The organism is Pseudomonas koreensis (assembly GCF_025447595.1).
In the GTDB taxonomy this organism is placed as follows: domain Bacteria; phylum Pseudomonadota; class Gammaproteobacteria; order Pseudomonadales; family Pseudomonadaceae; genus Aquipseudomonas; species Aquipseudomonas koreensis_H.
The window spans coordinates 1-26477 of record NZ_JAOEJU010000021.1; the positions used below are offsets into that span (position 1 = coordinate 1).

At 61.5% G+C, this 26477-nt stretch carries 24 protein-coding genes; 16 read left to right on the top strand and 8 right to left on the bottom strand.

The annotated features are described in order from the left end of the window. Positions 1-109: 109 nt before the first annotated feature. The 4 genes from N8H71_RS21900 (at position 110) to N8H71_RS21915 (ending at position 4602) form a co-directional block, all read left to right on the top strand. On the top strand, positions 110-1165 hold the full coding sequence (locus N8H71_RS21900; RefSeq protein ID WP_262195641.1) for a CobW family GTP-binding protein: 1056 nt from the start codon (positions 110-112) through the stop codon (positions 1163-1165). Positions 1166-1421: 256 nt separating this feature from the next. Then, positions 1422-2777, top strand: coding sequence for a nucleobase:cation symporter-2 family protein (locus N8H71_RS21905; protein WP_007952866.1), 1356 nt, complete (start codon positions 1422-1424; stop codon positions 2775-2777). A 12-nt stretch (positions 2778-2789) separates the two neighbouring features. Further along, positions 2790-4178, top strand: a complete 1389-nt coding sequence (locus N8H71_RS21910) for an amidohydrolase family protein (protein WP_262195642.1) — start codon at positions 2790-2792, stop codon at positions 4176-4178. A 214-nt stretch (positions 4179-4392) separates the two neighbouring features. Next, the gene (locus tag N8H71_RS21915; protein ID WP_262195643.1) at positions 4393-4602 is read left to right on the top strand and encodes a hypothetical protein; all 210 of its coding nucleotides are present in this window, start codon (positions 4393-4395) and stop codon (positions 4600-4602) included. Between the two features lie 103 nt (positions 4603-4705). Here N8H71_RS21915 and N8H71_RS21920 read toward each other — a convergent pair whose 3' ends face one another. Further along, positions 4706-5989 carry a Zn-dependent hydrolase gene (locus N8H71_RS21920; protein WP_262195644.1) on the bottom strand — a complete coding sequence of 428 codons (1284 nt, stop codon included), beginning with the start codon at positions 5987-5989 and terminating at the stop codon, positions 4706-4708. A 156-nt stretch (positions 5990-6145) separates the two neighbouring features. Further along, positions 6146-7630: an NCS1 family nucleobase:cation symporter-1 gene (locus N8H71_RS21925; RefSeq protein WP_262195645.1), complete on the bottom strand. Its 1485-nt coding sequence runs from the start codon at positions 7628-7630 to the stop codon at positions 6146-6148. A 620-nt stretch (positions 7631-8250) separates the two neighbouring features. Between N8H71_RS21925 and hydA the strand changes: the two genes are divergently transcribed. From hydA to preA, 3 genes are all read left to right on the top strand, one after another. Next, entirely contained in the window at positions 8251-9690 is a 1440-nt protein-coding gene (hydA, locus tag N8H71_RS21930) for a dihydropyrimidinase (protein WP_262195646.1), read from the top strand. A gap of 159 nt (positions 9691-9849) precedes the next feature. Continuing rightward, positions 9850-11217 carry an NAD(P)-dependent oxidoreductase gene (locus N8H71_RS21935; protein WP_262195647.1) on the top strand — a complete coding sequence of 456 codons (1368 nt, stop codon included), beginning with the start codon at positions 9850-9852 and terminating at the stop codon, positions 11215-11217. After that, positions 11218-12492, top strand: coding sequence for an NAD-dependent dihydropyrimidine dehydrogenase subunit PreA (gene preA / locus N8H71_RS21940; protein ID WP_262195648.1), 1275 nt, complete (start codon positions 11218-11220; stop codon positions 12490-12492). 140 nt (positions 12493-12632) lie between these two features. Here preA and N8H71_RS21945 read toward each other — a convergent pair whose 3' ends face one another. Then, a complete protein-coding gene (locus N8H71_RS21945; RefSeq protein WP_007952885.1) occupies positions 12633-13253 on the bottom strand; it encodes a TetR/AcrR family transcriptional regulator in 621 nt (206 codons plus the stop codon). Between the two features lie 147 nt (positions 13254-13400). On the opposite strand from N8H71_RS21945, the gene N8H71_RS21950 reads away from it, so the two are divergent. Genes N8H71_RS21950 through copD form a run of 3 tightly spaced genes read left to right on the top strand, consistent with a single transcriptional unit; the run spans position 13401 to position 15106 of the window. Then, positions 13401-13835: a GNAT family N-acetyltransferase gene (locus N8H71_RS21950; RefSeq protein WP_262195649.1), complete on the top strand. Its 435-nt coding sequence runs from the start codon at positions 13401-13403 to the stop codon at positions 13833-13835. Positions 13836-13882: 47 nt separating this feature from the next. Continuing rightward, a complete protein-coding gene (gene copC / locus N8H71_RS21955; RefSeq protein WP_262195650.1) occupies positions 13883-14245 on the top strand; it encodes a copper homeostasis periplasmic binding protein CopC in 363 nt (120 codons plus the stop codon). A 3-nt stretch (positions 14246-14248) separates the two neighbouring features. Continuing rightward, positions 14249-15106 (top strand): copper homeostasis membrane protein CopD, encoded by an 858-nt coding sequence (copD, locus tag N8H71_RS21960; protein WP_262195651.1) that lies wholly within the window; start codon positions 14249-14251, stop codon positions 15104-15106. Positions 15107-15228: 122 nt separating this feature from the next. On the opposite strand, the gene N8H71_RS21965 is transcribed toward copD, so the two are convergent. Continuing rightward, positions 15229-16371, bottom strand: coding sequence for an HlyD family secretion protein (locus N8H71_RS21965; RefSeq protein ID WP_262195652.1), 1143 nt, complete (start codon positions 16369-16371; stop codon positions 15229-15231). After that, complete coding sequence (locus N8H71_RS21970; RefSeq protein WP_262195653.1) at positions 16368-18023, bottom strand: MFS transporter; 1656 nt, start codon at positions 18021-18023, stop codon at positions 16368-16370. Before N8H71_RS21970 ends, N8H71_RS21965 begins: the two co-directional genes overlap by 4 nt. Before the next feature lie 236 nt (positions 18024-18259). Here N8H71_RS21970 and N8H71_RS21975 point away from each other — a divergent pair, with 236 nt between their 5' ends. The 5 genes from N8H71_RS21975 to N8H71_RS21995 all read left to right on the top strand — a co-directional run bounded on the left by N8H71_RS21975 (position 18260) and on the right by N8H71_RS21995 (position 22952). Then, on the top strand, positions 18260-19084 hold the full coding sequence (locus N8H71_RS21975; protein ID WP_262195654.1) for an NAD-dependent epimerase/dehydratase family protein: 825 nt from the start codon (positions 18260-18262) through the stop codon (positions 19082-19084). A 51-nt stretch (positions 19085-19135) separates the two neighbouring features. Further along, entirely contained in the window at positions 19136-20029 is an 894-nt protein-coding gene (locus N8H71_RS21980) for an SMP-30/gluconolactonase/LRE family protein (RefSeq protein ID WP_262195655.1), read from the top strand. A 64-nt stretch (positions 20030-20093) separates the two neighbouring features. After that, positions 20094-21065 (top strand): TRAP transporter substrate-binding protein, encoded by a 972-nt coding sequence (locus N8H71_RS21985; RefSeq protein ID WP_262195656.1) that lies wholly within the window; start codon positions 20094-20096, stop codon positions 21063-21065. Between the two features lie 79 nt (positions 21066-21144). Then, positions 21145-21672: a TRAP transporter small permease gene (locus N8H71_RS21990; protein WP_262195657.1), complete on the top strand. Its 528-nt coding sequence runs from the start codon at positions 21145-21147 to the stop codon at positions 21670-21672. Continuing rightward, the gene (locus N8H71_RS21995; protein ID WP_262195658.1) at positions 21672-22952 is read left to right on the top strand and encodes a TRAP transporter large permease; all 1281 of its coding nucleotides are present in this window, start codon (positions 21672-21674) and stop codon (positions 22950-22952) included. The genes N8H71_RS21990 and N8H71_RS21995 overlap by 1 nt, the downstream gene beginning before the upstream one ends. A gap of 63 nt (positions 22953-23015) precedes the next feature. On the opposite strand, the gene N8H71_RS22000 is transcribed toward N8H71_RS21995, so the two are convergent. From N8H71_RS22000 to N8H71_RS22010, 3 genes are read right to left on the bottom strand one after another with little or no spacing between them, the layout of a single operon-like run. Next, complete coding sequence (locus N8H71_RS22000; RefSeq protein ID WP_262195659.1) at positions 23016-23816, bottom strand: sulfite exporter TauE/SafE family protein; 801 nt, start codon at positions 23814-23816, stop codon at positions 23016-23018. Between the two features lie 9 nt (positions 23817-23825). Then, a complete protein-coding gene (locus tag N8H71_RS22005; RefSeq protein ID WP_262195660.1) occupies positions 23826-25070 on the bottom strand; it encodes an NAD(P)/FAD-dependent oxidoreductase in 1245 nt (414 codons plus the stop codon). A 38-nt stretch (positions 25071-25108) separates the two neighbouring features. Continuing rightward, entirely contained in the window at positions 25109-25447 is a 339-nt protein-coding gene (locus N8H71_RS22010) for an ArsR/SmtB family transcription factor (protein WP_007952897.1), read from the bottom strand. Between the two features lie 99 nt (positions 25448-25546). Here N8H71_RS22010 and N8H71_RS22015 point away from each other — a divergent pair, with 99 nt between their 5' ends. Next, complete coding sequence (locus tag N8H71_RS22015; RefSeq protein ID WP_262195661.1) at positions 25547-26410, top strand: MBL fold metallo-hydrolase; 864 nt, start codon at positions 25547-25549, stop codon at positions 26408-26410. The last annotated feature ends 67 nt before the right edge of the window (positions 26411-26477 follow it).

Sequence of the window (26477 nt, forward strand, 5' to 3'; positions counted from 1 at the left end):
GTGGATCAGTCGCCATCACCGCTAATTGACACACCGCCTTCGCGAGCAAGCTCGCTCCCGCAAAAAAAGCTTCATCTGCACCGGTCAGTCCATCACCAAGGAGCCTCACATGAACACCCCCTTCAACGCCCCGACCCCGAACACCAAAATCCCGGTCACCATCCTCACCGGGTTCCTCGGTGCCGGCAAAACCACCCTGCTCAATTACATCCTCAAGGAAAACCACGGCCGCAAGATCGCGGTGATCGAAAACGAGTTCGGCGAAGTCGGCATCGACGGCGATCTGGTGCTCAGCTCCGAGACCGAAGAAATCTACGAAATGGTCAACGGCTGCGTCTGCTGCACCGCCGAAGTCCGCGAGGACCTGGTGCGGATCGTCCGCGAACTGGTGGCGCGCCCGGTGCGGCTCGACCACATCCTGATCGAGACCAGCGGCCTGGCCGACCCGTACCCGGTGGCCCAGAGCTTTTTCATCAACGACCCGATTGCCGAAGAAGTCGAACTCGACGCCATCGTGACCATGGTCGATGCCAAGCACATCGCCCAGCACCTGGAAGACCTGCAACTGGACGGCGTCGACAATCAGGCGGTGGATCAGATCGTCTGCGCCGACCGCATCGTCATCAACAAGGTCGATCTGGTCAGCGCTGAAGAGGTGGAAACCCTGCGCGGCAAGATCCGTGGATTGAATGCCACGGCGGATCTGGTGACCTCGACCCACGCACAGATCGACCTGTCGAAGATCATCGGCATCGGTGCCTTCGAATGCACGCAGAAGCTGATGGAAATCGGCGCGGATCAGCACGATCACGATCACCACGACCACGACCATGACCATCACACTGAAGAGCCCGACCACGAGCACGACCCGAGCGTTTCGTCTGTGGGAATCGCCGTGGACGGCGCCGTCAACCTGATGGCGTTCCACCGCTGGATCAGCGAGTTGCGCAGTGCTCAGGCCGACAACCTGTACCGCATGAAAGGCGTGCTGGCGGTGGCCAACGAAGACCAGCGCTACGTGCTGCAAGGCGTGCACAGCCTGGTGGAGTTCCGCGCCTCGACCGCGTGGGGTTCCGAGCCGCGCTCGAGCAAGATCGTGTTCATTGGCCGCGACCTGGATCGGGCGGCGCTGAATCAGGGCTTCGCCGCCTGCCTGGCCGGCTGAAACCCGGCATCGGAGCCGGTGGATGGCGGTTCCGGGCACACAGAACGAATGACTGATGCACGCCATGGGAATAACACAAAACCCTGTGGGAGCGAGCTTGCTCGCGAAGAGGTCGGCACACTCAACCCCTCAGTTGACTGACCTGCCGCTTTCGCGAGCAAGCTCGCTCCCACAAGGTTCCACAGTGTTCTCGAGCCAAGCGGCATCAGACGAATACCCCTCTGTACCAATTAACAACAGCTAGAGGTGATTCCCCATGTCGTCAGCCAGTTCCTCCTCCACCGTCCACCCTGTCGACCGCGTCTTGCCGGTGCGACAGATGCTCACCCTCGGCCTGCAGCACATGGCCGTCTCGTACATCGGCGCCATCGCCGTGCCGTTGATTGTCGCCAGTGCCCTGAAGATGTCCCACGCCGACACGGTGGTGCTGATCAGCACCACGCTGTTCTGCTCCGGCATCGCCACCCTGTTGCAGACCGTCGGTTTCTGGAAGTTCGGCGTGCGCCTGCCGATCCTGCAAGGCGTGGCGTTCAGCAGCGTCGGGCCGGTGATCGCCATCGGCAGCAACCCGGAGGTGGGATTTGCCGGGGTGTGCGGGGCGGTGATCGGCGCGGGGATTTTCACCATGCTCATCGCCCCGTTCGTGGGCCGCTTGCGACGGTTTTTCCCGCCGGTGGTGACCGGCTGCATCGTCACGGTGATCGGTCTGCAGCTGTTCCCGATTGCCTATGAGTGGGTCGGCGGCGGGCGCAACGCGAGCAACTTCGGTGCGCCGGCGTTTCTCGCCGTGGCCGTGGTGGTGTTGCTGACCATCCTGCTGGTCAACCGCTATGGCAGCCCGTTGCTGCGCAACATGGCGGTGCTGGTGGGGATGCTGGTGGGTGCCGGTCTGGCTTACGGCCTGGGCATGGGCAACTTTCACAGCGTCGAGGACGCGCCGTGGCTGACCGTGCCCTACCCGTTCTATTTCGGTTTGCCGACCTTCAGCCTGATCCCCATCGCCACCATGGTGGTGGTGATGATCGTGCAGATGGTGGAGTCCATGGGGCTGTTCGTGGCCATTGGCGATATCGTCGACAAACCGGTGGAAGACAAACAAGTCATCAATGGCCTGCGCGCCAATGGCCTGGCCAGCACCATCGCCGGGATGTTCGCCGCGTTTCCGTTCATTGCCTTCATGGAGAACGTCGGGCTGGTGATCCTGACTGGCGTGCGCAGCCGCTGGGTGGTGGCGATCAGCGGTCTGCTGATGTGCTCGATTGCGCTGGTGCCCAAGGCCGGGGCGATCATTGCCTCGATGCCGACCGCCGCGCTGGGCGGTGCCGGCATCGCCATGTTCGGCGTGGTTGCGGCGGCCGGGATCCAGACCCTGGCCAAAGTCGATTACGAGCGCAATCGCTACAACGTGCTGATCGTCGGTTTCACCATCGCCGCCGCCCTGGTGCCGGTGCTCGCCCCGACCCTGTTCAAACAATTGCCCGAGTGGTCACAGCCGTTCCTGCACAGCAGCGTGGTCATCGCCTGCCTGGTGTCGGTGCTGCTCAACGCGGCGCTCAATGGCGTCAGCGTGCCAGAAACCACACCCGGCAAATCCGCCTCGCACATCCTCTGACTGGAGCTGCCCATGACTCAACTTCAAAACATCCTGATCAAGCACCCGGTGGCGGTGATGACCGGCCTGCGCGGCCCCCGTGCCCGGGCCGGCGCCGTGGACATCCGCGTGGTCAACGGCCGGATCGCGGAGATGGCCGCCAACCTTGAGCCGCAACCCGGTGAGCGGGTGATCGACGCCCGCAATTCGGTGGTCTATCCGGGCTGGATCAACACCCACCATCACCTGTTCCAGAACCTGCTCAAAGCGGTGCCCGAAGGCTTGAATCAGGACTTGCAAGGCTGGCTGGCGAGCGTGCCCTACCCGCGCCTGAACCGCTTCACCCCGCAACTGGCACGGATCGCCGCACGGTTGGGGATGGTCGAGCTGCTGCTGTCCGGCGTCACCACCTGCGCCGATCACCATTACCTCTACCACGCCCACGGCAGCACCGAGACCGGCGACTTGCTGTTCGACCTCGCCGAGGAATTCGGCCTGCGTTTCGTGCTCTGCCGTGGCGGTGCGCTGGAGTCTGCCAGCGCACATCCGGGCTTCTCGAAAACCGCGCTGCAACCGGAATCCCTGGAGCAAATGGTCGGTGACATCGAACGGCTGAAATCGCGCTACCACCAGGACACCCCAGATGCGCTGCGCCGGGTGGTCGTGGCGCCAACCACGCCGACCTTCTCGCTGCCGCCAACCCTGCTGCGCGAACTGGCGCACACCGCCCGAGGCATGGGGTTGCGCCTGCACACGCACCTGTCGGAGACCCAGAACTACGTGAATTTCTGCCGCGACAAATACAACTGCCTGCCGGTGGAATTCGTCGCCGAACACGAATGGCTCGGCTCCGACGTGTGGTTCGCCCACGCCGTGCACCTGCAACCGGGAGAAATCCGCATGCTCGCCCAGACCGGTACCGGCGTCTCCCACTGCCCGGTGAGCAACGCCCGGCTGGGCAGCGGCGTCGCACCGATTCCGCAAATGTACGAGGCCGGCGTGCCGATCTCCCTCGGCGTCGACGGCGTGGCCTCCAACGAATCCGGAAGCATGGTCGGCGAAGCCAACACCGCCTGGCTGATCCACCGCGCCGAACAAGGCGCCTCGGCCACCACCGCCGAAGACGTCATTCACTGGGGCACGGCCGGCGGCGCACAAGTACTCGGCCTCGGCGCGGTCGGCACGCTGGAAATCGGACAGGCAGCGGATCTGGTGATCTACAGCCTCGACCATCCACGGTTCTACGGCTTCCACGACAGCGCTGTCGCACCGGTCGTCGCGGGTGAGCCGATTGCCGTGAAGTACAGCCTGGTGGGTGGGCGGATCGTCGTCGACAACGGGGTGATTCCGGGGCTGGATGTCGAGCGGATGCGGGCCGAGGCCTGGGAGGGTGTGCAGGCGATGATGAAGGTCGACGATTGACTCGCTGGCGAGAAAAAAATTGTGGGAGCGAGCCTGCTCGCGAAAGCGGAGTATCAGACACAGATTTGTTGACTGATCCACTTCGTTCGCGAGCAGGCTCGCTCCCACAGGAATCGCGGTGCATTGGCGAACTCGGAAGCTGTCGACTAACGTTAGTACCTCATCGGATTGAGCCCCTGCCAGCAACACCGGGCTCTTGATCAAGGAGAGACTGATGACATCCAACCGCCTCATCGAACAGACCTATCGCACCTGGTCCAGCCCCATCCTGCTGGAGCTGAAAAAGCGCGAGCACGAGATGGCGCCGGCCGAACGCCAGGCGCTTGAAAAGGTACTGGTGGAAAGACGATTGCTGGACGTTGGCAACCCGAACGGCAGTGACCGCCGCAAAGGTTCGGCGAACATCAACGAAAGACCTGGGTAGTCGCAAGCCAATGTACAGAAACTGTGGGAGCAAGCTCGCTCCCACAGGTAAAACTTTGCCTGGCAATAGAATGTTTTGCCGACTCATCCAGCTCTGTCCCTGTTCACGCCGCCCGTTGCCCTCCCGCCACCGCCGCCGAAGCCGCCAGCATTGCCCGCAACAACACCGCACAGCCAGCCGCCAGATCATCCGGCGCGGCGTTTTCGATTTCGTTGTGGCTGATGCCGCCTTCGCACGGTACGAAGATCATCCCGGCCGGGCCGAGTTCGGCGAGGAAGATTGCGTCATGACCGGCGCCGCTGACGATGTCCATGTGCGACAGGCCCAGACCTTTGGCGGCGCCGCGCACGGCTTCGACGCAGCCTTTTTCAAAGTACAGCGGCGGGAAGTCGGCGGTCGGGGTCAGTTCATAGGTCAGGCCGTGTTCTTCGCAGGTCGCTTCGATGACTTGCTTGACCTCGGCGATCATCGCGTCGAGGCGTGCCGGTTCAAGATGCCGAAAGTCGAGGGTCATGCGCACTTCGCCGGGGATGACGTTGCGCGAGCCGGGATAGGCTTGCAGGCAACCGACGGTGCCGCAGGCGTGGGGTTGATGACCGAGCGCCGCGCGATTGACCGCGCCGACGATCACCGAGGCGCCGACCAGAGCATCCTTGCGCAGGTGCATCGGGGTCGGGCCGGCGTGGGCTTCGACGCCGCGCAGTTTCAGGTCGAACCACTTCTGCCCCAGAGCGCCGAGTACCACGCCGATGATTTTCTGTTCGTCCTCAAGGATCGGGCCTTGTTCGATGTGCGCCTCGAAATAGGCGCCGACCTTGTGCCCGCTGACTTTGCGCGGTCCGGCGTAGCCGATGGCGTTCAGTGCTTCGCCGACCGTGACGCCATCGGCATCGACCTTGGCCAGGGTTTCTTCGAGGGTGAATTTTTCCGCGAACACGCCGGAGCCCATCATGCACGGGGCGAAGCGCGAGCCTTCTTCGTTGGTCCAGACCACCACTTCCAGCGGCGCCTCGGTTTCCACGCCCAGGTCGTTGAGGGTGCGCAGCACTTCGACCCCGGCCAGCACGCCGAAGCAGCCGTCGAACTTGCCGCCGGTGGGCTGGGTGTCGATGTGGCTGCCGGTCATCACCGGCGGCAGGTTCGGATTGCGGCCGGGACGGCGAGCGAAGATGTTGCCGACTTCATCGACCGTGACGCTGCAACCGGCGTCCTTGCACCACTGCACAAACAGGTCGCGGGCCTGGCGGTCGAGATCGGTCAGGGCCAGGCGACAGACCCCGCCCTTGACCGTGGCGCCGAGTTTCGCCAGTTCCATGAGCGACGCCCACAAGCGGTCGCGGTTGATGTGCTGGTGGGTCGATTGCAGAACGTCTACGGCTGCGTTCATGGGGATCTCCTCAGGCAGTTCTTATGGATATTGCTGCGGTGACTGTCTGGCCGCCATCGCTGGCAAGCCAGCTCCCACAGGGAATGCAGTCGTACACAAATGCTGTGTCCACCGGAAAACCTGTGGGAGCGAGCCTGCTCGCGATGAGGCCCTCCTCTACACCGGTGATTTCACGGCAGAAGGCTGCGCACGCATCGCGCACAACCCGTAATAGATCAACCCGCCCAGCGCCGAGCCGGTGAACCAGCCATAGCTGTAGAACCAGCTGAATGCGCTGCTGCCCAGGGACAGCAATGTCAGCACCACCGGCACGCCGAACGCGATGAACCCGGACCAGTTCCACGCCGGGTACACGTCGTCCCGGTAGAGGCCGGCCAGGTCCAGTTGCTGTTTTTTGATCAGGAAATAGTCCACCACCATGATCCCGGCAATCGGCCCGAGCAGGCTGGAATAGCCCAGCAACCAGTTCGAATACACGGTTTCCAGGCTGACATCGGAGACGATCAGCCCGAGCTTCTTCAGCAGCTCATGGCCCATCAGCGCCAGACCGACGAACCCGGTGAGGATCACCGCCTTGGTGCGGTTGATCACCTTGGGCGCGATGTTCTGGAAGTCGTTGGTCGGCGAGACGATGTTGGCGGCGGTGTTGGTCGACAGCGTGGCGATGATGATCAGCGCCATGGCCACCGCGACCCACACCGGGCTCTGAATGTGGCCGATCAAAGTCACCGGATCGGAAACGCTGACACCCACCAGTTTCACCGACGCGGCGGTCATCACCACGCCCAGTGCGGCGAACAGGAACATGGTCAGCGGCAGGCCGAAAATCTGCCCGAGGATCTGATCCTTCTGGCTGCGGGCATAACGGCTGAAGTCGGGAATGTTCAGCGACAGCGTGGCCCAGAAGCCGACCATCGCCGTCAGCCCGGCGGCGAAGTAACTGACCACGCTTGCGCCCTCGGGACGCTTCGGCGGAATCGCCAGCAGTTCGGTCATCGACACATTGGGCATGGCCCACACCAGCAGCCCGATGCCGACCGCCACCAGCAGCGGCGCCGACAGGGTTTCCAGCCATTTGATCGACTCGGCGCCACGGATCACCACCCACAGGTTGAGCGCCCAGAAGATCATGAAACCGATCACCTCCCCCGTCCCGCCGAGGGATTTCCAGCCCTCGAACACAGAGCCGAGAAACAGGTGAATCGCCAGCCCGCCGAACATGGTCTGGATGCCGAACCAGCCGCACGCCACCAGCGCGCGGATCAGGCACGGCACGTTGGAGCCGAGAATCCCGAACGACGAGCGCAGCAGCACCGGAAACGGAATCCCGTACTTGGTGCCAGGAAACGCGTTGAGTGTGAGGGGAATCAGGACGATGACGTTGGCAAACAGAATCGCCAGCAAGGCCTCGCCGACGCTCAGGCCAAAATACGCGGTGAGGACGCCACCGAGGGTGTAGGTCGGCACGCAGATCGACATGCCGACCCACAGCGCGGTGATGTGCCATTTGTTCCAGGTTCGTTCGCGCACCTTGGTCGGTGCCATGTCGTGGTTGTAACGGGGACTGTCGAGGACGTCGCTGCCGGCTTCGAGTTCGAACAAGCCGTCGCGCTCGGTCACTTGCGATCTGTTCTGTTGCATGGCCGCTCCACTGTTCTTCTGATTATTTTTTGCTCATCAGGCGGCTGCACACGCAGGTGCGAGCCGGACGATGGCCGGAGGAACTGACAACTTTCTTGCACCGGCCATGGTGTCAGCGGCGGCATCAATAAACGTGCCGGGTGCCCCGCTTGCGCATCGGGCCGTGCTTTTAAAGCTTTGTAACTGACTGATGTTGATCAGCTTTAATTATTCACCTGGTGAGGCCGCGAAAACTTGACTGAACACTCAGGCTAAATGCCAGGCAAGTTGTTCGAATTGTCAGGACTCAATCTGGTGCACTGCATTATTTTTCTTTAGAACGCATCACCCGCAGCTCAACTTCAAGCGGCTGATTTCACATAGGAAATCTTGCTCATATTTCCAACCTGTCAAGTGCGTCAAAATGGTGAAGCGCCTCACCATTTTGGTGATTTTGTATTTTTATCTATATTTATCAGCTACTTAAAACAGTCATAAGCTTATAAAAAATAATCTTGATCAATTGCAGAACTGCGACTAGCGTCTATTCCTGACAGCGCTGACAAGATTATGCATTTGGCGCTGCAAACAATAAAACACTAGAACCGGCACAAGTCGGTCATGCCTGCGAGGAACTCGGAATGTCTCTGTTGATCCGTGGCGCCACCGTTGTTACCCATGATGAAAGTTACCGCGCCGATGTCTATTGCGCTGACGGCGTGATCAAAGCCATTGGTGAAAACCTGGATGTTCCCGCCGGCGCCGAAGTGCTCGACGGCAGCGGCCAATATCTGATGCCCGGCGGCATCGATCCACACACCCACATGCAACTCCCGTTCATGGGCACCGTGGCCAGCGAAGACTTCTACAGCGGCACCGCCGCAGGCCTGGCCGGCGGCACCACCTCGATCATCGATTTCGTGATTCCCAACCCGCAGCAATCGCTGCTCGAAGCCTTTCACCAGTGGCGTGGCTGGGCAGAAAAGTCCGCGTCGGACTACGGCTTCCACGTCGCGATCACCTGGTGGAGTGAACAGGTGCGCGAGGAAATGGCCGAGCTGGTCAGCCATCACGGGATCAACAGCTTCAAGCATTTCATGGCCTACAAAAACGCGATCATGGCCGCCGACGACACGCTGGTGGCGAGCTTCGAGCGCTGCCTGGAACTCGGCGCGGTACCGACCGTGCACGCGGAAAACGGCGAGCTGGTCTATCACCTGCAACGCAAGTTGATGGCCCAGGGCATCACCGGGCCGGAAGCACATCCGCTGTCGAGGCCCTCACAGGTTGAAGGCGAAGCCGCGAGCCGGGCGATCCGTATCGCTGAAACCATCGGCACGCCGCTGTACCTGGTGCACGTCTCGACCAAGGAGGCCCTCGACGAAATCACCTACGCCCGCAGCAAGGGCCAACCGGTCTACGGCGAAGTGCTGGCCGGGCATCTGCTGCTGGACGACAGCGTCTACCAGCACCCGGACTGGCAGACCGCCGCCGGTTACGTGATGAGCCCGCCGTTCCGTCCGCGCGGGCATCAGGAGGCGCTGTGGCATGGCTTGCAAAGCGGCAATCTGCACACCACCGCCACCGACCATTGCTGCTTCTGCGCCGAGCAGAAAGCCGCGGGGCGCGACGACTTCAGCAAGATCCCCAACGGCACCGCCGGCATCGAAGACCGCATGGCGGTGTTGTGGGATGAAGGTGTTAACTCGGGACGCTTGTCGATGCAGGACTTCGTCGCCCTCACCTCCACCAACACCGCGAAGATCTTCAACCTCTACCCGCGCAAGGGCGCGATCCGTGTCGGCGCCGATGCCGACCTGGTGCTGTGGGACCCGCAAGGCACCCGCACCATCTCCGCCAAGACCCACCATCAGCAGGTGGACTTCAACATCTTCGAAGGCAAGACCGTGACCGGCGTACCGAGTCATACCGTCAGCCAGGGCCGGGTGGTCTGGGCTGATGGCGACCTGCGCGCCGAACGTGGGGCGGGCCGCTATATCGAACGGCCAGCGTATCCGGCGGTGTTTGATTTGCTGAGCAAGCGGGCTGAGTTGCACAGGCCAGTTGCGGTTAAACGCTGAAATCCAGGCCTTCGGCCTTCGCTAGCAAGCTAGCTCCCACAGGGAAGTGCATTCCAAATGTGGGAGCGAGCTTGCTCGCGAAGAGGTCCGCATAGACACCACAAAAAACCACTGCCCGACAGAGGCAGAAAACCTCAATTAACCGTGAGGCAAAAAACCGTGATCGAGACCCTGAACCATCTCCCGCACCCGCACGAAAGTGCGGCCGCCCTCGCCGGCCATTTCACCGATCTGGCGCCGCCACTCAACGACCGTCAGGCGCATCTGGAAGCCTCGCGCTGCCTGTATTGCTACGACGCGCCGTGCGTGAATGCGTGCCCGAGCGAGATCGACATTCCGTCGTTCATCCGCAATATCCATCAGGACAACGTGCCCGGTGCGGCGCAGAAAATCCTCTCGGCGAATATCCTCGGCGGCAGTTGCGCTCGAGTCTGTCCGACCGAAATCCTTTGCCAGCAAGCCTGCGTGCGCAACAACGCCCACGAATGCGCGCCGGTGCTGATCGGCCTGCTGCAACGCTACGCCGTGGACAACGCGCACTTCAGCGAGCACCCGTTCCAGCGCGCCGCCGCCACCGGCAAACGCATCGCGGTGGTCGGTGCCGGCCCGGCGGGATTGTCCTGTGCCCATCGCAGTGCGATGCACGGGCATGATGTGGTGATTTTCGAAGCGCGGGAAAAGGCTGGCGGGCTCAACGAATACGGGATCGCCAAGTACAAACTGGTCGACGACTACGCGCAGAAGGAACTGGATTTCCTCCTGCAAATCGGCGGCATCGAAATCCGTCACGGCCAGAAACTCGGTGAGAATCTGACCCTCAGCGAACTGCATCAACAGTTCGACGCAGTGTTCCTCGGCCTCGGCCTGAACGCCAGCAAGCAACTCGGCCTGGCCCACGAAGACGCGCCCGGCCTGCTCGCCGCCACCGACTACATCCGCGAACTGCGCCAGGCCGATGACCTGTCGCAACTGCCGCTGGCCGAACACTGCATCGTCCTCGGCGCCGGCAACACCGCCATCGACATGGCCGTGCAAATGGCCCGCCTCGGTGCCCGCGACGTCAATCTGGTCTATCGCCGTGGTGCGGCGGACATGGGTGCCACCGGCCACGAACAGGACATCGCCAAGGCCAATCAAGTGCGGCTGCTGACCTGGGCGCAACCGGATGAAGTGCTGCTCGACGCTCAAGGCAAGGTGCGCGGCATGCGCTTCGCCCGCACGCATCTGGTGGAAGGTCGCCTGCAAACCACTGGCGAAACGTTCGAGCTGGCCGCCGATGCGATCTTCAAAGCCATCGGCCAGGCCTTCGACGGCAGCGCCCTCGCCGACCCGCTGGCCCGCGAGCTGAAGCGTCAGGGCGAACGCATCCAGGTCGATGAAAACCTGCGCACCAGCATCCCCGGCGTGTATGCCGGCGGTGACTGCACCAGCCTCGATCAGGACCTGACCGTGCAAGCGGTGCAACACGGCAAACGCGCCGCCGAGGCGATCAACGCTCAACTGATGCTCAACGTGGAGGCTGCGTAAATGGCCGATCTCTCGATTGTCTTCGCCGGCATCAAAGCCCCCAACCCGTTCTGGCTGGCCTCCGCGCCGCCGACCGACAAGGCCTACAACGTGGTGCGCGCCTTTGAGGCTGGTTGGGGCGGCGTGGTCTGGAAAACCCTGGGTGAAGACCCGGCGGCGGTCAACGTGTCGTCGCGCTACTCGGCGCACTACGGCAACAACCGCGAAGTGCTGGGTATCAACAACATCGAACTGATCACCGACCGCTCGCTGGAGATCAACCTGCGGGAAATCACTCAGGTGAAGAAGGACTGGCCGGATCGCGCGCTGATCGTGTCGCTGATGGTGCCGTGCGTCGAAGAGTCGTGGAAACACATCCTGCCGCTGGTGGAAGCCACCGGCGCTGACGGCATCGAGCTGAATTTCGGCTGCCCCCACGGCATGCCCGAGCGCGGTATGGGCGCGGCGGTCGGTCAGGTGCCGGAGTACGTCGAACAGGTCACGCGCTGGTGCAAGACCTATTGCTCGCTGCCGGTGATCGTCAAACTGACGCCGAACATCACCGACATCCGCGTCGCTGCCCGCGCTGCTCACCGGGGCGGCGCCGATGCGGTGTCGCTGATCAACACCATCAACTCGATCACCAGCGTCGACCTCGAACACATGGTCGCCCTGCCCACCGTCGGCAGCAAAAGCACCCACGGCGGTTATTGCGGTTCGGCGGTCAAGCCGATCGCGCTGAACATGGTCGCGGAAATCGCCCGTGATCCGCAGACCCAGGGCCTGCCGATCTGCGGCATCGGCGGCATTGGCAGCTGGCGTGATGCGGCGGAGTTCATCGCACTGGGCAGCGGCGCGGTGCAGGTGTGCACGGCGGCGATGCTCCACGGTTTCAGGATTGTCGATGAGATGAAGGATGGTTTGTCGCGGTGGATGGACAGTCAGGGTTACGCCAGCATCGCCGAGTTTTCCGGGCGCGCGGTGGGCAACACCACCGACTGGAAGTACCTGGACATCAACTATCAGGTGATTGCGAAGATCGATCAGGAAGCGTGTATCGGTTGCGGGCGTTGCCACATTGCCTGCGAGGACACCTCACATCAGGCGATCAGCAGTCTGAAACAGGCCGATGGCACGCATCAATATGAAGTGATCGACGATGAGTGTGTGGGGTGCAATCTGTGTCAGATCACCTGCCCGGTGGCGGATTGCATCGAGATGGTGCCGATGGAAACGGGCAAGCCGTTTCTGGACTGGAATCATGATCCGAGGAATCCGTATCACGTCTCACCTTGAGGCATGCGGCGTCTGAGCTGACGCTTTCGCGGGCAAGCCCGCTCCCACAGGGTTCTCTGGTGTACATGACACTTGAGGACAACTCGAAAACCTGTGGGAGCGGGCTGCCCGCGAAGGCGTCGGCAGTCACAACACATGGCTCAAGGTTCTAATCCAATCCCCCGCAAAATCACGCTAGTCACCGTCTGCACCGCCCGCTCGAACTGCATGTCCGACAGCGGCTGGTGCTCATTCAAAATATTCACCTGATGATCGAAGTCCGCATAGTGCTGCGTCGACGCCCAGATCATATACAGCAGGCTAGACGGCTCCACCGGCAAAATCCGCTTGTCCTCGACCCACTGCCGGATCTTCGCCTCCTTCATCTTGGCCCAGTCATACAGGCTCACATCCAGCGCCTCACCGAGGGTCGGCGCGCCGTGGATGATTTCGTTGGCCCAGACTTTCGAACCGTAGGGCCGGCTGCGCGAGTGGTTCATCTTGGCGCGGATGTAGCTGCTGAGCACCACGCGCGGATCGTCGAACATCTCGAAGCACAGCGCGTCCTGCTTCCATACTTCCAGCAGGTCGAACAGCACCGCGCTGTACAGCTCGCTCTTGGTTGAAAAGTAGTAATGCAGGTTGGATCGGGGCAACTGAACTTCAGCGGCAATGTCCGCCATGGCGGTGCCGCCGAAGCCTTTTTCGGCGAAGACTTTTTCCGCCGCCAGCAGGATCTTGTCGACGTTGGTGCGGCGGATTTCGATCTTGTGATTGCCCATGAGGGCTCCCTGAAGACAACGTTGTTGAAGACTAGCATCCGCTCTGGGCAAGGGGCGACAGTCAAGAACGATTCTTCACACACTTGGGCTTTTTTCTGGTTTAGGATCGCCCTCCTTCTCCCCGCCAGACACTGAAGGCTCTTGTCCATGACCATTCGAAAGCGCATCGCTGCGGATGATCCGCAGCTCGCCGCATTGTGGGAGCGCTCGGTCCGCGCCACCCACGATTTTCTTCCGGAAGACGACATTCACCGACTGTTCCCGCTGGTGCGTGACACCTACCTGCCCGCGCTGAATGTGCAGGTCTTCGAGAACCCCGACCACTCCCCGGCAGGCTTCATCGCCACCGACGACGACACCGTGCAGATGCTGTTCATCGACCCGGCCCGGCGTGGCCAGGGCATCGGCCGGCGCCTGCTCGACCACGTCCGCCGTCCGTTGCTGAAGGTCGACGTCAACGAACAGAACCCGCAGGCACACGGTTTCTACCGACACTACGGATTCGAAGACATCGGCCGCTCGGCACTCGACGGCGAAGGCCGGCCCTTTCCGGTCATTCACATGCGCCTGAAAGCCCTGTGATGCACGTTCTATACTCAGCCCGCCATTTCACTGAAAGGAATCTTTCCATGCCGATGAAAAAACTGTTCACCGCTGGCGCGCTGCTGGCTTCGCTGGTCGTCACTTCCCAGGCGTTCGCCCACGCCCATCTGAAAAGCCAGACCCCGGCTGCCGACAGCACCGTTGCCGCGCCGGCCGATCTGCGCCTGGTGTTTTCCGAAGGCGTCGAAGCCAGCTTCACCAAAGTCACCGTGACCCGCGATGGTGCCCCGGTGGCGGTCAAACCGCTGACCACCGAAGGTGACAAGAAAACCCTGATCGTCACCCCCGAAGCCCCGCTGACCGCTGGCGAATACAAGGTCGAATGGCACGCGGTGTCGGTCGATACGCACAAAAGCGAAGGCGCTTATCAGTTCAAGGTTGGCCAGTAATTCATGAGTGAAGCGCTGGTGCTGTGCCGGTTCCTGCATTTCATCGTGGTGTTGATGCTGTTCGGGGCCTGGCTGTTCAGGCCACTGCTGCTCAAGGGTGAAGCGCCGCTTCTGGATCGGCACCTCGCGCGACTGACCCGCTGGCTGGCGGCGATTGCCTTGGCCAGCGGCGTCATCTGGGCTTTGTTGATCACCGCCAGCATGGCCGGTTCGGCGGCGGCCGCGTTTGATCCGGCCACCGTCGAGCTGGTACTCGGCCATACGTTTTTCGGCCAGGTCTGGCGCTGGCATCTGCTGATCAATGCCCTGTTGCTGGCGTTGCTGCTTACGCCGTTGCGTTCGAACCGGCCATTGCGGCTGGGCCTGAGCGCGTTGTTGCTGATGACGCTGGCGCCGGTCGGTCACGGCGCAATGCTCGATGGCTTCAGCGGGCAGATGCTGATCCTCAATCAGGTCATTCATCTGACTTGCGTCGGCGCGTGGCTCGGTGGGTTGCTGATGCTGGTGATGATCCTGCGACAACCTGACCAGACCGTACGCGAAATCTTGCAGCGATTCAGCGGGCTCGGTTACGGGCTGGTCGCCGGCCTGCTGGTCACCGGTTTGATCAACGTCCGCGTGCTCACCGGCCAGTGGTGGCCGACTCCATTGTTCTCGGGGTTTGCCCTGATCCTGTTGATCAAGGCGCTGCTGGTGTTCGGCATGCTTGCACTGGCGCTGTTCAATCGCCTGCGGATCAACGATTGCGAACAGCGAATCGACACCCTCAAACGCAGCGTGATGCTCGAATGGCTGCTGGGGATCGGCGCCGTGGCGGCGGTTTCCGTGCTCGGCACCCTGCCGCCAATGATCGCCGCCTGAAGGATCACCACACATCCGAGTGGGAGCGAGCCTGCTCGCGATGAGGTCAACATTTGCGGCATTGTGCTGACCGACACTCCGCAATCGCGAGCAGGCTCGCTCCCACAAAATATTGGCAGGCATCAGTGGGGTTGCGTATCACCCGCCGCCGTATCAATGCTGACCACCACCGACATCCCCGGCCGCAGGCGTTCGCTTTCTTGCTGATCCGGGTCAATGGTGACGCGCACCGGCACCCGCTGGGCGATTTTCACGAAGTTGCCGGTCGCGTTGTCAGCCTGCAATAACGCGAATTCGGAACCGGTGCCCGGCGAGATGTGCTGCACACGTCCGGTAAACTTGCGATGGTTCAGGCTATCGACAGTGAAGCTCACTGGTTGCCCGACGCGCACGTTATCCATCTGGGTTTCTTTCATGTTGGCGATCACCCATTTCTGGTCCGGCACCAGCGCCATCAACTGCGCCCCGGAATTGACGTAAGCGCCCAGGCGCACACCGATCTGCCCGAGCTGACCGTCACGAGGGGCGATGATCCGGGTGTTGGACAGATCGATCCGCGCCAGTTGTACCGCCGCCTCGGCACTGGCCACCGCTGCCTCAAGCGAACCGCGATTGACGATCACCGTTTGCAGATCCTGCCGGGCGATTTCCAGGTTGGCCCTGGCCTGCGCCACCGCCGCAATGCCTTGCGCGTTGGCGGCCAGCGCCACGTCCACCTCGCGCAGGGACACGGAGCCGTCATTGACCAGCGCCTTGTTGCGCCGCAGGTCTGCCTCGCTCTTGCGTAACTGCGCTTCGCTGTCGGCCACCACCGCCTGCCGCAACTTGATCGTCGCTTCGGCGCTGTTGCGCTGCTGCACGACGTTGGCCAACGAGGCCTTTTGCACCGCCAGTTGCGCCAGCGACTGGTCGAGGCGTTGCTGATAAATGCGGTCATCGAGGCGCACCAGCAAATCGCCCGCCTTCACAAACTGGAAGTCCTGCACCGGCACCTCGAACACGTAACCACTGAGCTGCGGCCCGATGATCGTCACCTGCCCGCGCACCAAGGCGTTTTCGGTGGTTTCGACCGCGCTGCTGAACGGCGGCAACTGCCAGGCGTAAAGCACGATCAAAACGCCGACGATGGCAATCGCAGCAAATCCCAGCGACGAGATGATCCGCACCCGCAGCGAGCGCGGTTCGGTGTTCGGCGATGACGGCGGTGCGACACCTTCGGGGGTGGCGGCGATGGCATTGGTAGTCGTGGTAGTCGGTTCGGTCATGAAGAAGTGGCACCGCTGGAAGGTACGGAAGGTGTCGGGGCGACAGTTTTGGTCGTGCTGATCAGCCACAACGTACGGATGGAAATCCAGATCATGGTCAGGATCGCGATCACTGTGATCAGCATGAACACATCGTTATAGGCCAGCACATTGGCTTCGCGGGTGGCGGCGTTGGCCAGGCTGCGAATGCCTTGCAGATTGCGCAGGCTCGGGTCCGCTATCAGGGAACCGACCGCCGAACCGCCGTTCTGCACCCGGGCCGCCACCAATGGGTCGGACAACACCAGTTGCTCGACGATGTGACTGGAATGAAACTTCTCGCGCACGATCTGGAACGTCCCCAGCAACGCCGCACCGATCAGGCCGCCAAGGTTGTTGCAGATCCCGAACAACACCGAAAAACTCACCAGGTTTCGCGGGTTGGTCAGCACGTTACGAGTGCCCAGCACCATGGTCGGGCCGAGGAAAAAAGTACTGCCGAACGCCAGCAGGAACTGGCTGAAATACAGATTCTGCGGGCGGGTCAGGTTGTTCGAGTAACTGTCCATCACCGACCCGGTCGCCATCATTGCCAGAGAAATGATCAACGGCATGATCAGGTGTTTCGGGTCGATGGTCAGCGCACTGGTCAGCAGCCCGGCGACGCTGCCGATCAGCATCACCACGTACAGACTGTGCAACTGCTGGCTGCTCATGTTGAGGTTTTGCATGAAGCCCACGGCGCCAGTGGATTGCTCCGAAGTCACCATGCGAATCAGGATCACCGCCAGCGCCAGGCGGATCATCACCCCGCTGCCGAGCCAGCGGGTCATCAGCATCGGGTTGCTGCGGTTGTGTTCGATGGCCAGACCCGCGAGGATCAGGACAATCGAGGCGGCCAGGGCGATGCCGATCCAGTCAGCCTCCAGCCACCAGTCGATGCGTCCCAGCGACAGCACCGCGCACAACAGCGCCACACCGCTGGCAAGAATAGCGAAGGTCAGAAAATCGAGGGGTTCGAAGGTCTTGAAGCGGTCACCGGGCGGCAGCTTCAGCATGAGCACGCAGCCCAGCGACAGCAGCGCCATGCCCAACTCGAACAGGTACAGACCGCGCCATTCAGCGATCTGCAACAAGTCCTCGGAAAACAATCGAGCCAACGGTAACGCGAGTTGCGAAGCGCCGAGCCCCAGCACCAACGCTTTCATCCGCCACTTGGCCGGGAACGCCTGCACCATGTAATACAGGCCCAGCGAACTCAACGCCGCGCCGACCATGCCGTGGGCCGCACGCACCGCTATCGCCGAACTCAGATCGTTGACGAACAAGTGGCCGAACGTCACCAGCGCATACAGCACCAGAAACACTTCAGTGAATGCGCGCAAACCGAACTGCTGGCGAAACTTCACCAGCAACAGGTTCATCGATACGTTGGTCATCACATACGCCGCCGGCAGCCAGGCCATCTCCGCCGTCGTCGCCCCCAACGCACCTTGCAGGTAGGGCAGGTTCGCGACCACCAGCGAGTTACCCAGTCCACCGGTCACCGCCACCAGCAACCCTACCAGCGCATAAGCCAGGCGCCGGGGATTGGAGTGCAGCGGTGTCGAGGGGGAGCCCGGAAGACTGGGTTTTTCGTGCGGCAGCCAGTTGCGCGGGGCGTATTGATCCATGGAAAAGCCTTGTACGAAGGTTACTGAAGTTTGCCGTAAATCCAGGCGTTACACACGTGTCCCCTCGAACACCGAGTCATCACATAACCGTCATCCAGCCTGAAAGGCCTGGGAGGAACACCCTCCGTCACTTTCAACAAAAGTCGCGTTGACAAGACCACAAATCCCTACCGATACTTCTGCGCAGTCATACGACAACCTACAACAATCACAAAACAATAAGTGCAGGGATTGCCATGACGACCACCTCTACCGCTCCAGCGACCTTCAACCGCCTGTTGCTCACCGGTGCCGCCGGCGGCCTCGGCAAAGTTCTGCGCGAACGCCTGCGCCCCTTCACCCGTATTTTGCGTCTGTCCGATATCGCCGCCCTCGCCCCGGCCATGGATGAGCGCGAGGAAGTCGTGCTCTGCGATCTGGCAGACAAAGACGCCGTGCACCAACTGGTCGAGGGCGTGGATGCCATTCTGCATTTTGGCGGTGTCTCCGTGGAGCGACCGTTCGAAGAGATCCTCGGCGCCAATATCTGTGGCGTATTCCACATTTACGAAGCCGCGCGCCGACATGGCGTGAAGCGAGTGATCTTCGCCAGTTCCAACCACGTCATCGGTTTCTACAAGCAGGACCAACAACTCGACGCCAGCTCTGCTCGCCGCCCCGATGGCTACTACGGACTGTCCAAATCCTACGGCGAAGACATGGCCAGTTTTTACTTCGATCGCTACGGTATCGAGACCGTCAGCATCCGTATCGGTTCCTCGTTCCCCGAGCCGCAAAACCGCCGGATGATGCACACCTGGCTGAGCTTCGACGATCTCACCCGCTTGCTCGAACGCGCCCTCGTCACCCCGAACGTCGGCCACACCGTGGTCTATGGCATGTCCGACAACAAGGACGTGTGGTGGGACAACCGCTTCGCCAGTCACCTGGATTTCGCCGCCAGAGACACTTCCGAAGTGTTCCGCGACAAGGTCGAAGCGCAGCCAATGCCGGCGGCCGATGACCCGGCGCGGATCTATCAGGGTGGCGCTTTCGTCGCGGCCGGCCCGTTCGGCGACTGAGCAGCACTCCGCGGACTTGATCGCTTTTCTGACAATACCAAGGGAATGAGTATGCAAGCCGAACTGATCGTCGACGCTCGTAACGCCGTGGGTGAGAGCCCGGTGTGGGTGGCGCAGGAAAACACTTTGTACTGGGTGGACATCGCCAATGGCGGCTTGCAGCGCTGGAGTGCCGACAGCGGTCAGGTTCGCACCTGGCAAGCCCCGGAAATGCTCGGCTGCATCGCCCGTCACAGCCATGGTGGCTGGGTAGCCGGGATGGAAAGCGGCTTCTTCCACTTGCGTGCCAATGATGACGGCAGCCTCGACAGCCAGCCGCTCGCGCACGTGGAGCACAGTCGCCAGGACATGCGCCTGAATGATGGTCGTTGCGACCGCCAGGGGCGTTTCTGGGCCGGCAGCATGGTGCTGGACATGAGCCTGCGCGCACCTGAGGGTCGGTTGTATCGCTATGGCGCCGGGCAGTCAGGCCCGGTCGAGGCGCAACTGGGCGGTTTGATCGTGCCCAACGGGCTCGCTTTCAGTCCCGACGGTAGAACCCTGTATCTGTCCGATTCGCACCCGGACGTGCAACTGATCTGGGCGTTCGACTACGACACCGAGAGCGGCACGCCGTCGAATCGCCGGGTATTCGTGGACATGAATCACTATTACGGCCGCCCCGACGGCGCCGCCGTAGATGCCGACGGCTGCTACTGGATCTGCGCCAACGATGTCGGGCTCGTTCACCGTTTTACCCCCGAAGGTCGCCTCGACCGCTCATTGCCGGTGCCCGTGAAGAAACCAACCATGTGCGCCTTTGGCGGCAGCGCAATGGACACCCTGTTCGTGACCTCGATCCGCCCCGCCGACGATGAGGATCCGCTGTCTCTGGCCGGCGGCGTATTCGCCCTCAACCCCGGCGTCAAAGGCCTGCCGGAGCCGCTGTTCAACGATTTGCTTTAACCCCCTGCCCCCGCTGCATCGCTGTGCCTTGAAAAGAAAAATAACAAGACTGGAGATTCGCCCCATGGACTTCAAACGCACGTTGCTCGCCGCTTCACTCCCGCTACTGTTTACCTTCGCCGGCGCCGTTCAGGCCCTGGAAATCAAGTTCGCCGACATCCACCCGGCCGGCTATCCGACCGTGATCGCCGAAGAACAACTGGGCAAGACCCTGGTCGCCGACAGCGACGGCAAACTGACCTTCAAGATGTTTGCCGGGGGTGTACTCGGCTCGGAGAAGGAAGTGGTCGAGCAGGCCCAGGTCGGCGCGATCCAGATGGCCCGGGTCAGCCTCGGCATCGTAGGTCCGGTGGTGCCGGACGTGAATGTGTTCAATATGCCGTTCGTGTTCCGAGATCAGGCGCACATGCGCAAGATCATCGACGGCGAAATCGGTGACGAGATCCTCGACAAAATCACCCAGTCCGAATTCAACCTGGTCGCCCTCGCCTGGATGGACGGCGGCACGCGCAACATCTACACCAAGAAACCGGTGCGCAATCTGGCGGACCTCAAGGGCATGAAGATTCGCGTGCAGGGCAACCCGCTGTTCATCGAAACCATCAACGCCATGGGCGGCAACGGCATCGCCATGGACACCGGTGAAATCTTCAGCGCCCTGCAGACCGGGGTCATCGACGGTGCGGAAAACAACCCGCCGACCCTGCTCGAACACAACCATTACCAGAACGCCAAGTTCTACAGCCTGACCGGGCACCTGATCCTGCCCGAGCCTATCGTGATGTCGAAAATCACCTGGGAAAAACTCACCCCCGATCAGCAGACCCTCGTGCGCAAGGCCGCCAAGGCTGCGCAGGCCCAGGAGCGCACGCTGTGGGACGCCAAATCCGCCAGCAGTGAAGAAAAACTCAAGGCCGCCGGTGTCGAGTTCATCACCGTTGATAAACAGCCTTTCTACGAGGCCACCGCCTCGATCCGCGAGAAATATGGCGCGCCTTACGCCGACCTGCTCAAACGCATCGAAGCCGTTCAGTAACCCTCCCTGCCCTCGCACAAAGGCCCGGCAGCGCTGACGTCGCCTGATGTCGGCGGCTGCCCGGTTACGGTGGAACCCGATGAAGAATCTGCTGCTGCGCTTCAACGACACGTTGTACATGACCTGCATCTGGGTCGCCGGCCTGTCGGTACTGACCATTTCCCTGATCATTCCCTGGGGTGTGTTCGCCCGTTACGTACTCGGTACCGGCTCGAGCTGGCCGGAGCCCACCGCGATCCTGCTGATGATGGTCTTTACCTTCATCGGCGCTGCTGCCAGTTATCGCGCCGGTGCACATATGGCGGTGGCAATGCTCACTGATCGCATGCCGCCACCTCTGCGTAAAACCATGAGCATCGTCTCTCAGCTGCTAATGGCAACCATCTGCCTGTTCATGACCATTTGGGGCAGCAAGCTCTGTCTGTCGACCTGGAACCAGTTCATGAGTGCGATGCCGACGTTACGGGTCGGTATTACTTACATGCCGATACCGCTCGGCGGCGCGCTGACGCTGGTGTTCGTCCTTGAGAAGCTCTTGCTCGGTGATCAGAGCAACCGGCGCGTCGTGCGTTTCGATCTGGTCGAAGAAAGCGAAGGAGCTGCCTGATGGACGCACTGATTCTGCTGGGCAGTTTTATCGTTCTGATCCTGATCGGCATGCCGGTCGCCTACGCCTTGGGCCTGTCAGCCCTGATCGGTGCATGGTGGATCGACATCCCGTTCCAGGCCCTGATGATTCAGGTTGCTGGCGGGGTGAACAAATTTTCGCTGCTGGCGATCCCGTTCTTCGTCCTGGCCGGGGCGATCATGGCCGAGGGCGGCATGTCGCGCCGACTGGTGGCGTTTGCCGGGGTACTGGTGGGTTTCGTGCGTGGCGGCCTGTCGCTGGTCAATATCATGGCCTCGACATTCTTCGGTGCGATTTCCGGATCCTCGGTGGCCGACACGGCTTCGGTGGGTTCGGTGCTGATCCCGGAAATGGAACGCAAGGGTTACCCACGGGAGTTCTCTACCGCGGTAACTGTCAGCGGTTCAGTGCAGGCGCTGCTCACGCCGCCAAGCCACAACTCGGTGCTGTATTCACTGGCGGCCGGCGGCACGGTGTCCATTGCCTCGCTGTTCATGGCCGGCGTGGTTCCGGGCCTGCTGATGAGCGCGTGCCTGATGGTGTTGTGCCTGATCTTCGCGCGCAAACGCGATTACCCCAAAGGTGAAGTCATTCCCATGCGTCAGGCACTGAAGATCTGCGGCGAAGCGCTGTGGGGCCTGATGGCGATGGTGATCATTCTTGGCGGCATCCTTTCCGGAATTTTCACCGCGACCGAGTCAGCGGCCATCGCCGTGCTCTGGGCATTCTTCGTCACCATGTTCATCTACCGCGACTACAAGTGGAGTGAACTGCCGAAACTGATGCACCGTACGGTGCGTACGATTTCGATTGTGATGATTCTGATCGGTTTCGCCGCGAGCTTCGGCTACATCATGACCCTGATGCAGATCCCGGCGAAGATAACCACGCTGTTCCTGACCCTGTCCGATAACCGCTACGTGATCCTGATGTGCATCAACGTCATGCTGCTGTTGCTGGGCACGGTGATGGACATGGCGCCGCTGATCCTGATCCTGACGCCGATCCTGATGCCGGTGATCCTCGGCATTGGTGTCGACCCGGTGCAGTTCGGCATGATCATGCTGGTCAACCTCGGAATCGGGCTGATAACGCCGCCAGTGGGAGCTGTATTGTTTGTCGGTTCGGCGGTGGGCAAGGTCAGTATCGAAAGCACGGTCAAGGCCTTGTTGCCGTTTTACGCAGTGCTGTTCCTGGTTTTGATGCTGGTGACTTATGTTCCGGCGCTGTCGCTGTGGCTGCCGCATCTGGTGTTGTAACGACCTCGCCACGGGCAAAAAAAGGCTCCCGAAAACGGAGCCTTTTTCATTGCCGGGTACACCTCAGGCGCGCAGCAGCATGTAACCCGCCACCACCAGACACACACTGGCAAACCCTACCTGCAACGTCCGCGCGGGCACCCGTGCGCAGAGCTTGCGGCCGAGGATCATGCCGACGATGCTCGCCACGATGAACGCCGCGCCCAAGTGATCGATCCGCACTCCGGCATGGAACGCGCCGACCACGCCAATGGCGGAAATCAGGCTGATGACCATCAACGAGGTGGCGACGATGCCGCGCATCTGCACATCGGTCAGTTGCTTGAACGCCGGCACGATCAGAAACCCGCCGCCAACCCCCAGCAACCCGGACACCACACCAGTGACTGCGCCCAGTGCAGCGAGGGTCGCGGTGCATTTGGCGGTCCAGTCGAAACGGCCGGTCTGCTCATTGAGCATGCAGTTCTTCTGGCCCCAACTGGCGTGGCCATGGTCGCTCGGGCCCTCTTGCTGGCGTTCGCGGCGCAGCATGCGCCAGGCCACCATCACCATCAGGAGGCTGAAGAGGATCATCAGGACCTTCTCCGGCAACTGATGCGCGAAGTAGATGCCCAACGGCGAAAACACGGCGCCAAGGGCGGCGATCAACAGCGCCGCGCGATAGCGCACCAGACCGTGACGCAAGCCATCAATTGCGCCGACCGCCGCCGCACTGCCCACGGCGAACAGCGCGACCGGCGCCGCCTGCGTCATCGTCCAGCCCAGACCGAGCACCAACGCCGGCACCGCGAGTATCCCGCCGCCAGCCCCGGTCAGACCGAGGATCAATCCCATCACCACGCCAAACAGACTTGCCAGCAACATAGAGTGTTCTCAGTCGACTTTCGACAGGCTCGTCAGCCATTCGCGGCCCTTGAGCATGCCGTTCCAGTAGAACCACGGCAGCAGCGTCGCCTTCAGCCACCACGCGGAACGGCGCGGAACGGTCGGGTCGAGTGGAAAGGTCGGGAGCAATTTTCCGCCATAGCCGAACTCTGCGAGGATCACCTTGCCCTTCTCCACCGTCAGCGGGCAGGAACCGTAGCCGTCGTACTTCAGTGGCAACGCCAGTTCCTTGCGCACGGCCAGCAGGTTTTCCGCCACTACCACGACCTGCTTGCGCACTGCCGCAGCGGTTTTCGCATGGGTGGTGCCGCAGATATCGCCCAGGGCAAACACTTCGGGATAGCGCGGATGTTGCAGCGTGTGCGGGTTGACCTCGCACCAGCCGGCAGCATCGGCCAGCGGACTTTGCGCGATGAAATCCGGCGAAACCTGCGGCGGGACAACGTGCAGCAGATCGAAAGTCCTGGCCTGACGGGTGACATTTCCGTCCGCGTCCTTGATGTCGAACCAGGCGGTTTTTGCCGGGCCGTCGACCTTCACCAGATTCGAATTGAACGCCAGCCGCGCATTGTATTTCTCGATGTACTTCATCAGCGGCGGCACGAAGGTCGGCACACCGAACAACGCGGCGCCGGCCAGATTGAATTCCACGTCGATGTTGCTCAGCACGTTGCCCTTCAGCCAGTGATCGCAGGACAGGTACAGTGCCTTTTGCGGCGCGCCAGCGCATTTGATCGGGATCGGCGGCTGGGTGAACAGGGCTCTGCCACCGCGCAGTTTCTGCACCTGATCCCAGGTGTATTGCGCGTGCTGATAGCTGTAGTTGGAGGTGACACCGTGCTGACCGAGACTTTCCTGCAAGCCTTCGATCTTCTCCCACGCCAGGCGCAGACCCGGGCAGACGATCAGGTTCTGATAGGTGACGGAGCGTTGATCGTTGAGGGTGAGACGGCGCTGGTCGGGGTCGATGCCGGTCACAGCCGCCTGAATCCAGGTGGCCTGACGCGGCATCACCTTGTTCATTGATCGGGCGGTGTCTTTGGCATCAAAGGCGCCACCGCCGACCAGCGTCCACGCCGGCTGGTAGTAATGCAGGGTGCTCGGCTCGATGACCGTGACCTTCAGGCCGGGATCGCGCTTGAGCAGGCTCGCGACAAAACCGATGCCGGCAGTGCCGCCGCCGATGACCACGATGTCCGCACTGATGGTTGGGCCCCAGTGTTGATCGTTCATTGTTTGTTCCTTATGGCTGCACGCAAGGATAGCCGGGTCTATTGCGCCCAGCTTTTGAGCACGGCTCCGCAGTAGAGTCCGGAGAGGGTTTTCATCACCTGGATCACTTCGTGACTGGCGAGACCGTAAAAAATGTACTTGCCTTCACGACGGGTCGCGACCAGCCCTTCATCGCGCAGGATGCCCAGTTGCTGGGACAGGGTCGGCTGACGCACACCGGTCATTTTCTCCAGCTCGCCGACGTTGCGCTCGCCTTGGGTCAACTGGCACAGGATCAACAGTCGGTCTTCGTTGGCCAAGGCCTTGAGCAGCGAGCAGGCCTTGGAGGCCGAGGCGCGCAGTTGGGCGACTTCACATTCGGTCAGACTGGATTGCATTTGCAGGATGCCTTCAACGTCACTTAAGCTGCGGACATTATGTGTTTACATAAAGTGTTGCAACCCTGACTTCCCATCTTCCCGCACAGGACCGTGTTCATGCCCGCGCTGATTGAAGCTTTCCTCGACCCCGCCTCTTCGACCTACAGCTATGTGGTCTACGAGACCGATGGCGGGCAGTGCGCAATCGTCGATCCGGTGCTTGATTACGATGGTGCTGCCGGCCGCACCTGCACGGCTCAGGCCGACAGGATCATCGCCTTCGTTCGTGCCCACAACTTGCAAGTACAGTGGCTGCTGGAAACCCACGCCCACGCCGACCACCTGTCCGCCGCACCCTATCTGCGCCGGGAACTGGGCGGGAAAATCGCGATTGGCGAATCGATCAGCAAGGTGCAGGACGTGTTCAAGGCGCTGTTCAACCTGGAACCGGAATTCCGTGTCGATGGCTCGCAGTTTGATCACCTGTTTGCGCCGAACGAGTCGTTCCGAATCGGCAACCTCAAGGCCACTGCCCTGCACGTCCCCGGTCATACCCCGGCCGACATGGCTTACCTGATCGATGGCGAGCAGATTCTCGTCGGCGACACGCTGTTCATGCCGGACGTTGGCACCGCCCGTTGCGACTTTCCCGGTGGCAACGCGCATCAATTGTTCAATTCGATTCACAAGCTGCTGGCCTTCCCGGCGAGCGTGAGGCTCTACGTCTGCCACGACTACCCGCCCGAAAGCCGACAGGCGCAATGCCAGACCACCGTTGGCGAACAACGCAAAAACAATATCCATGTGCATGACGGTATCGACGAAGCCACGTTCGTTGAAATGCGCACGCGACGAGATGCCGGGTTGGGCATGCCTACGCTGTTGCTGCCGGCGATTCAGGTGAATGTGCGAGCGGGCAATTTGCCCCCGGCTGAAGCCAATGGCGTGACCTACCTGAAGATTCCGATCAACTCGCTATAGGAATCAACCGCGCGAGTCGTGATGGCGGAAGCTTTTCCCACATCACGCGTCGATAGCCATGAACTGG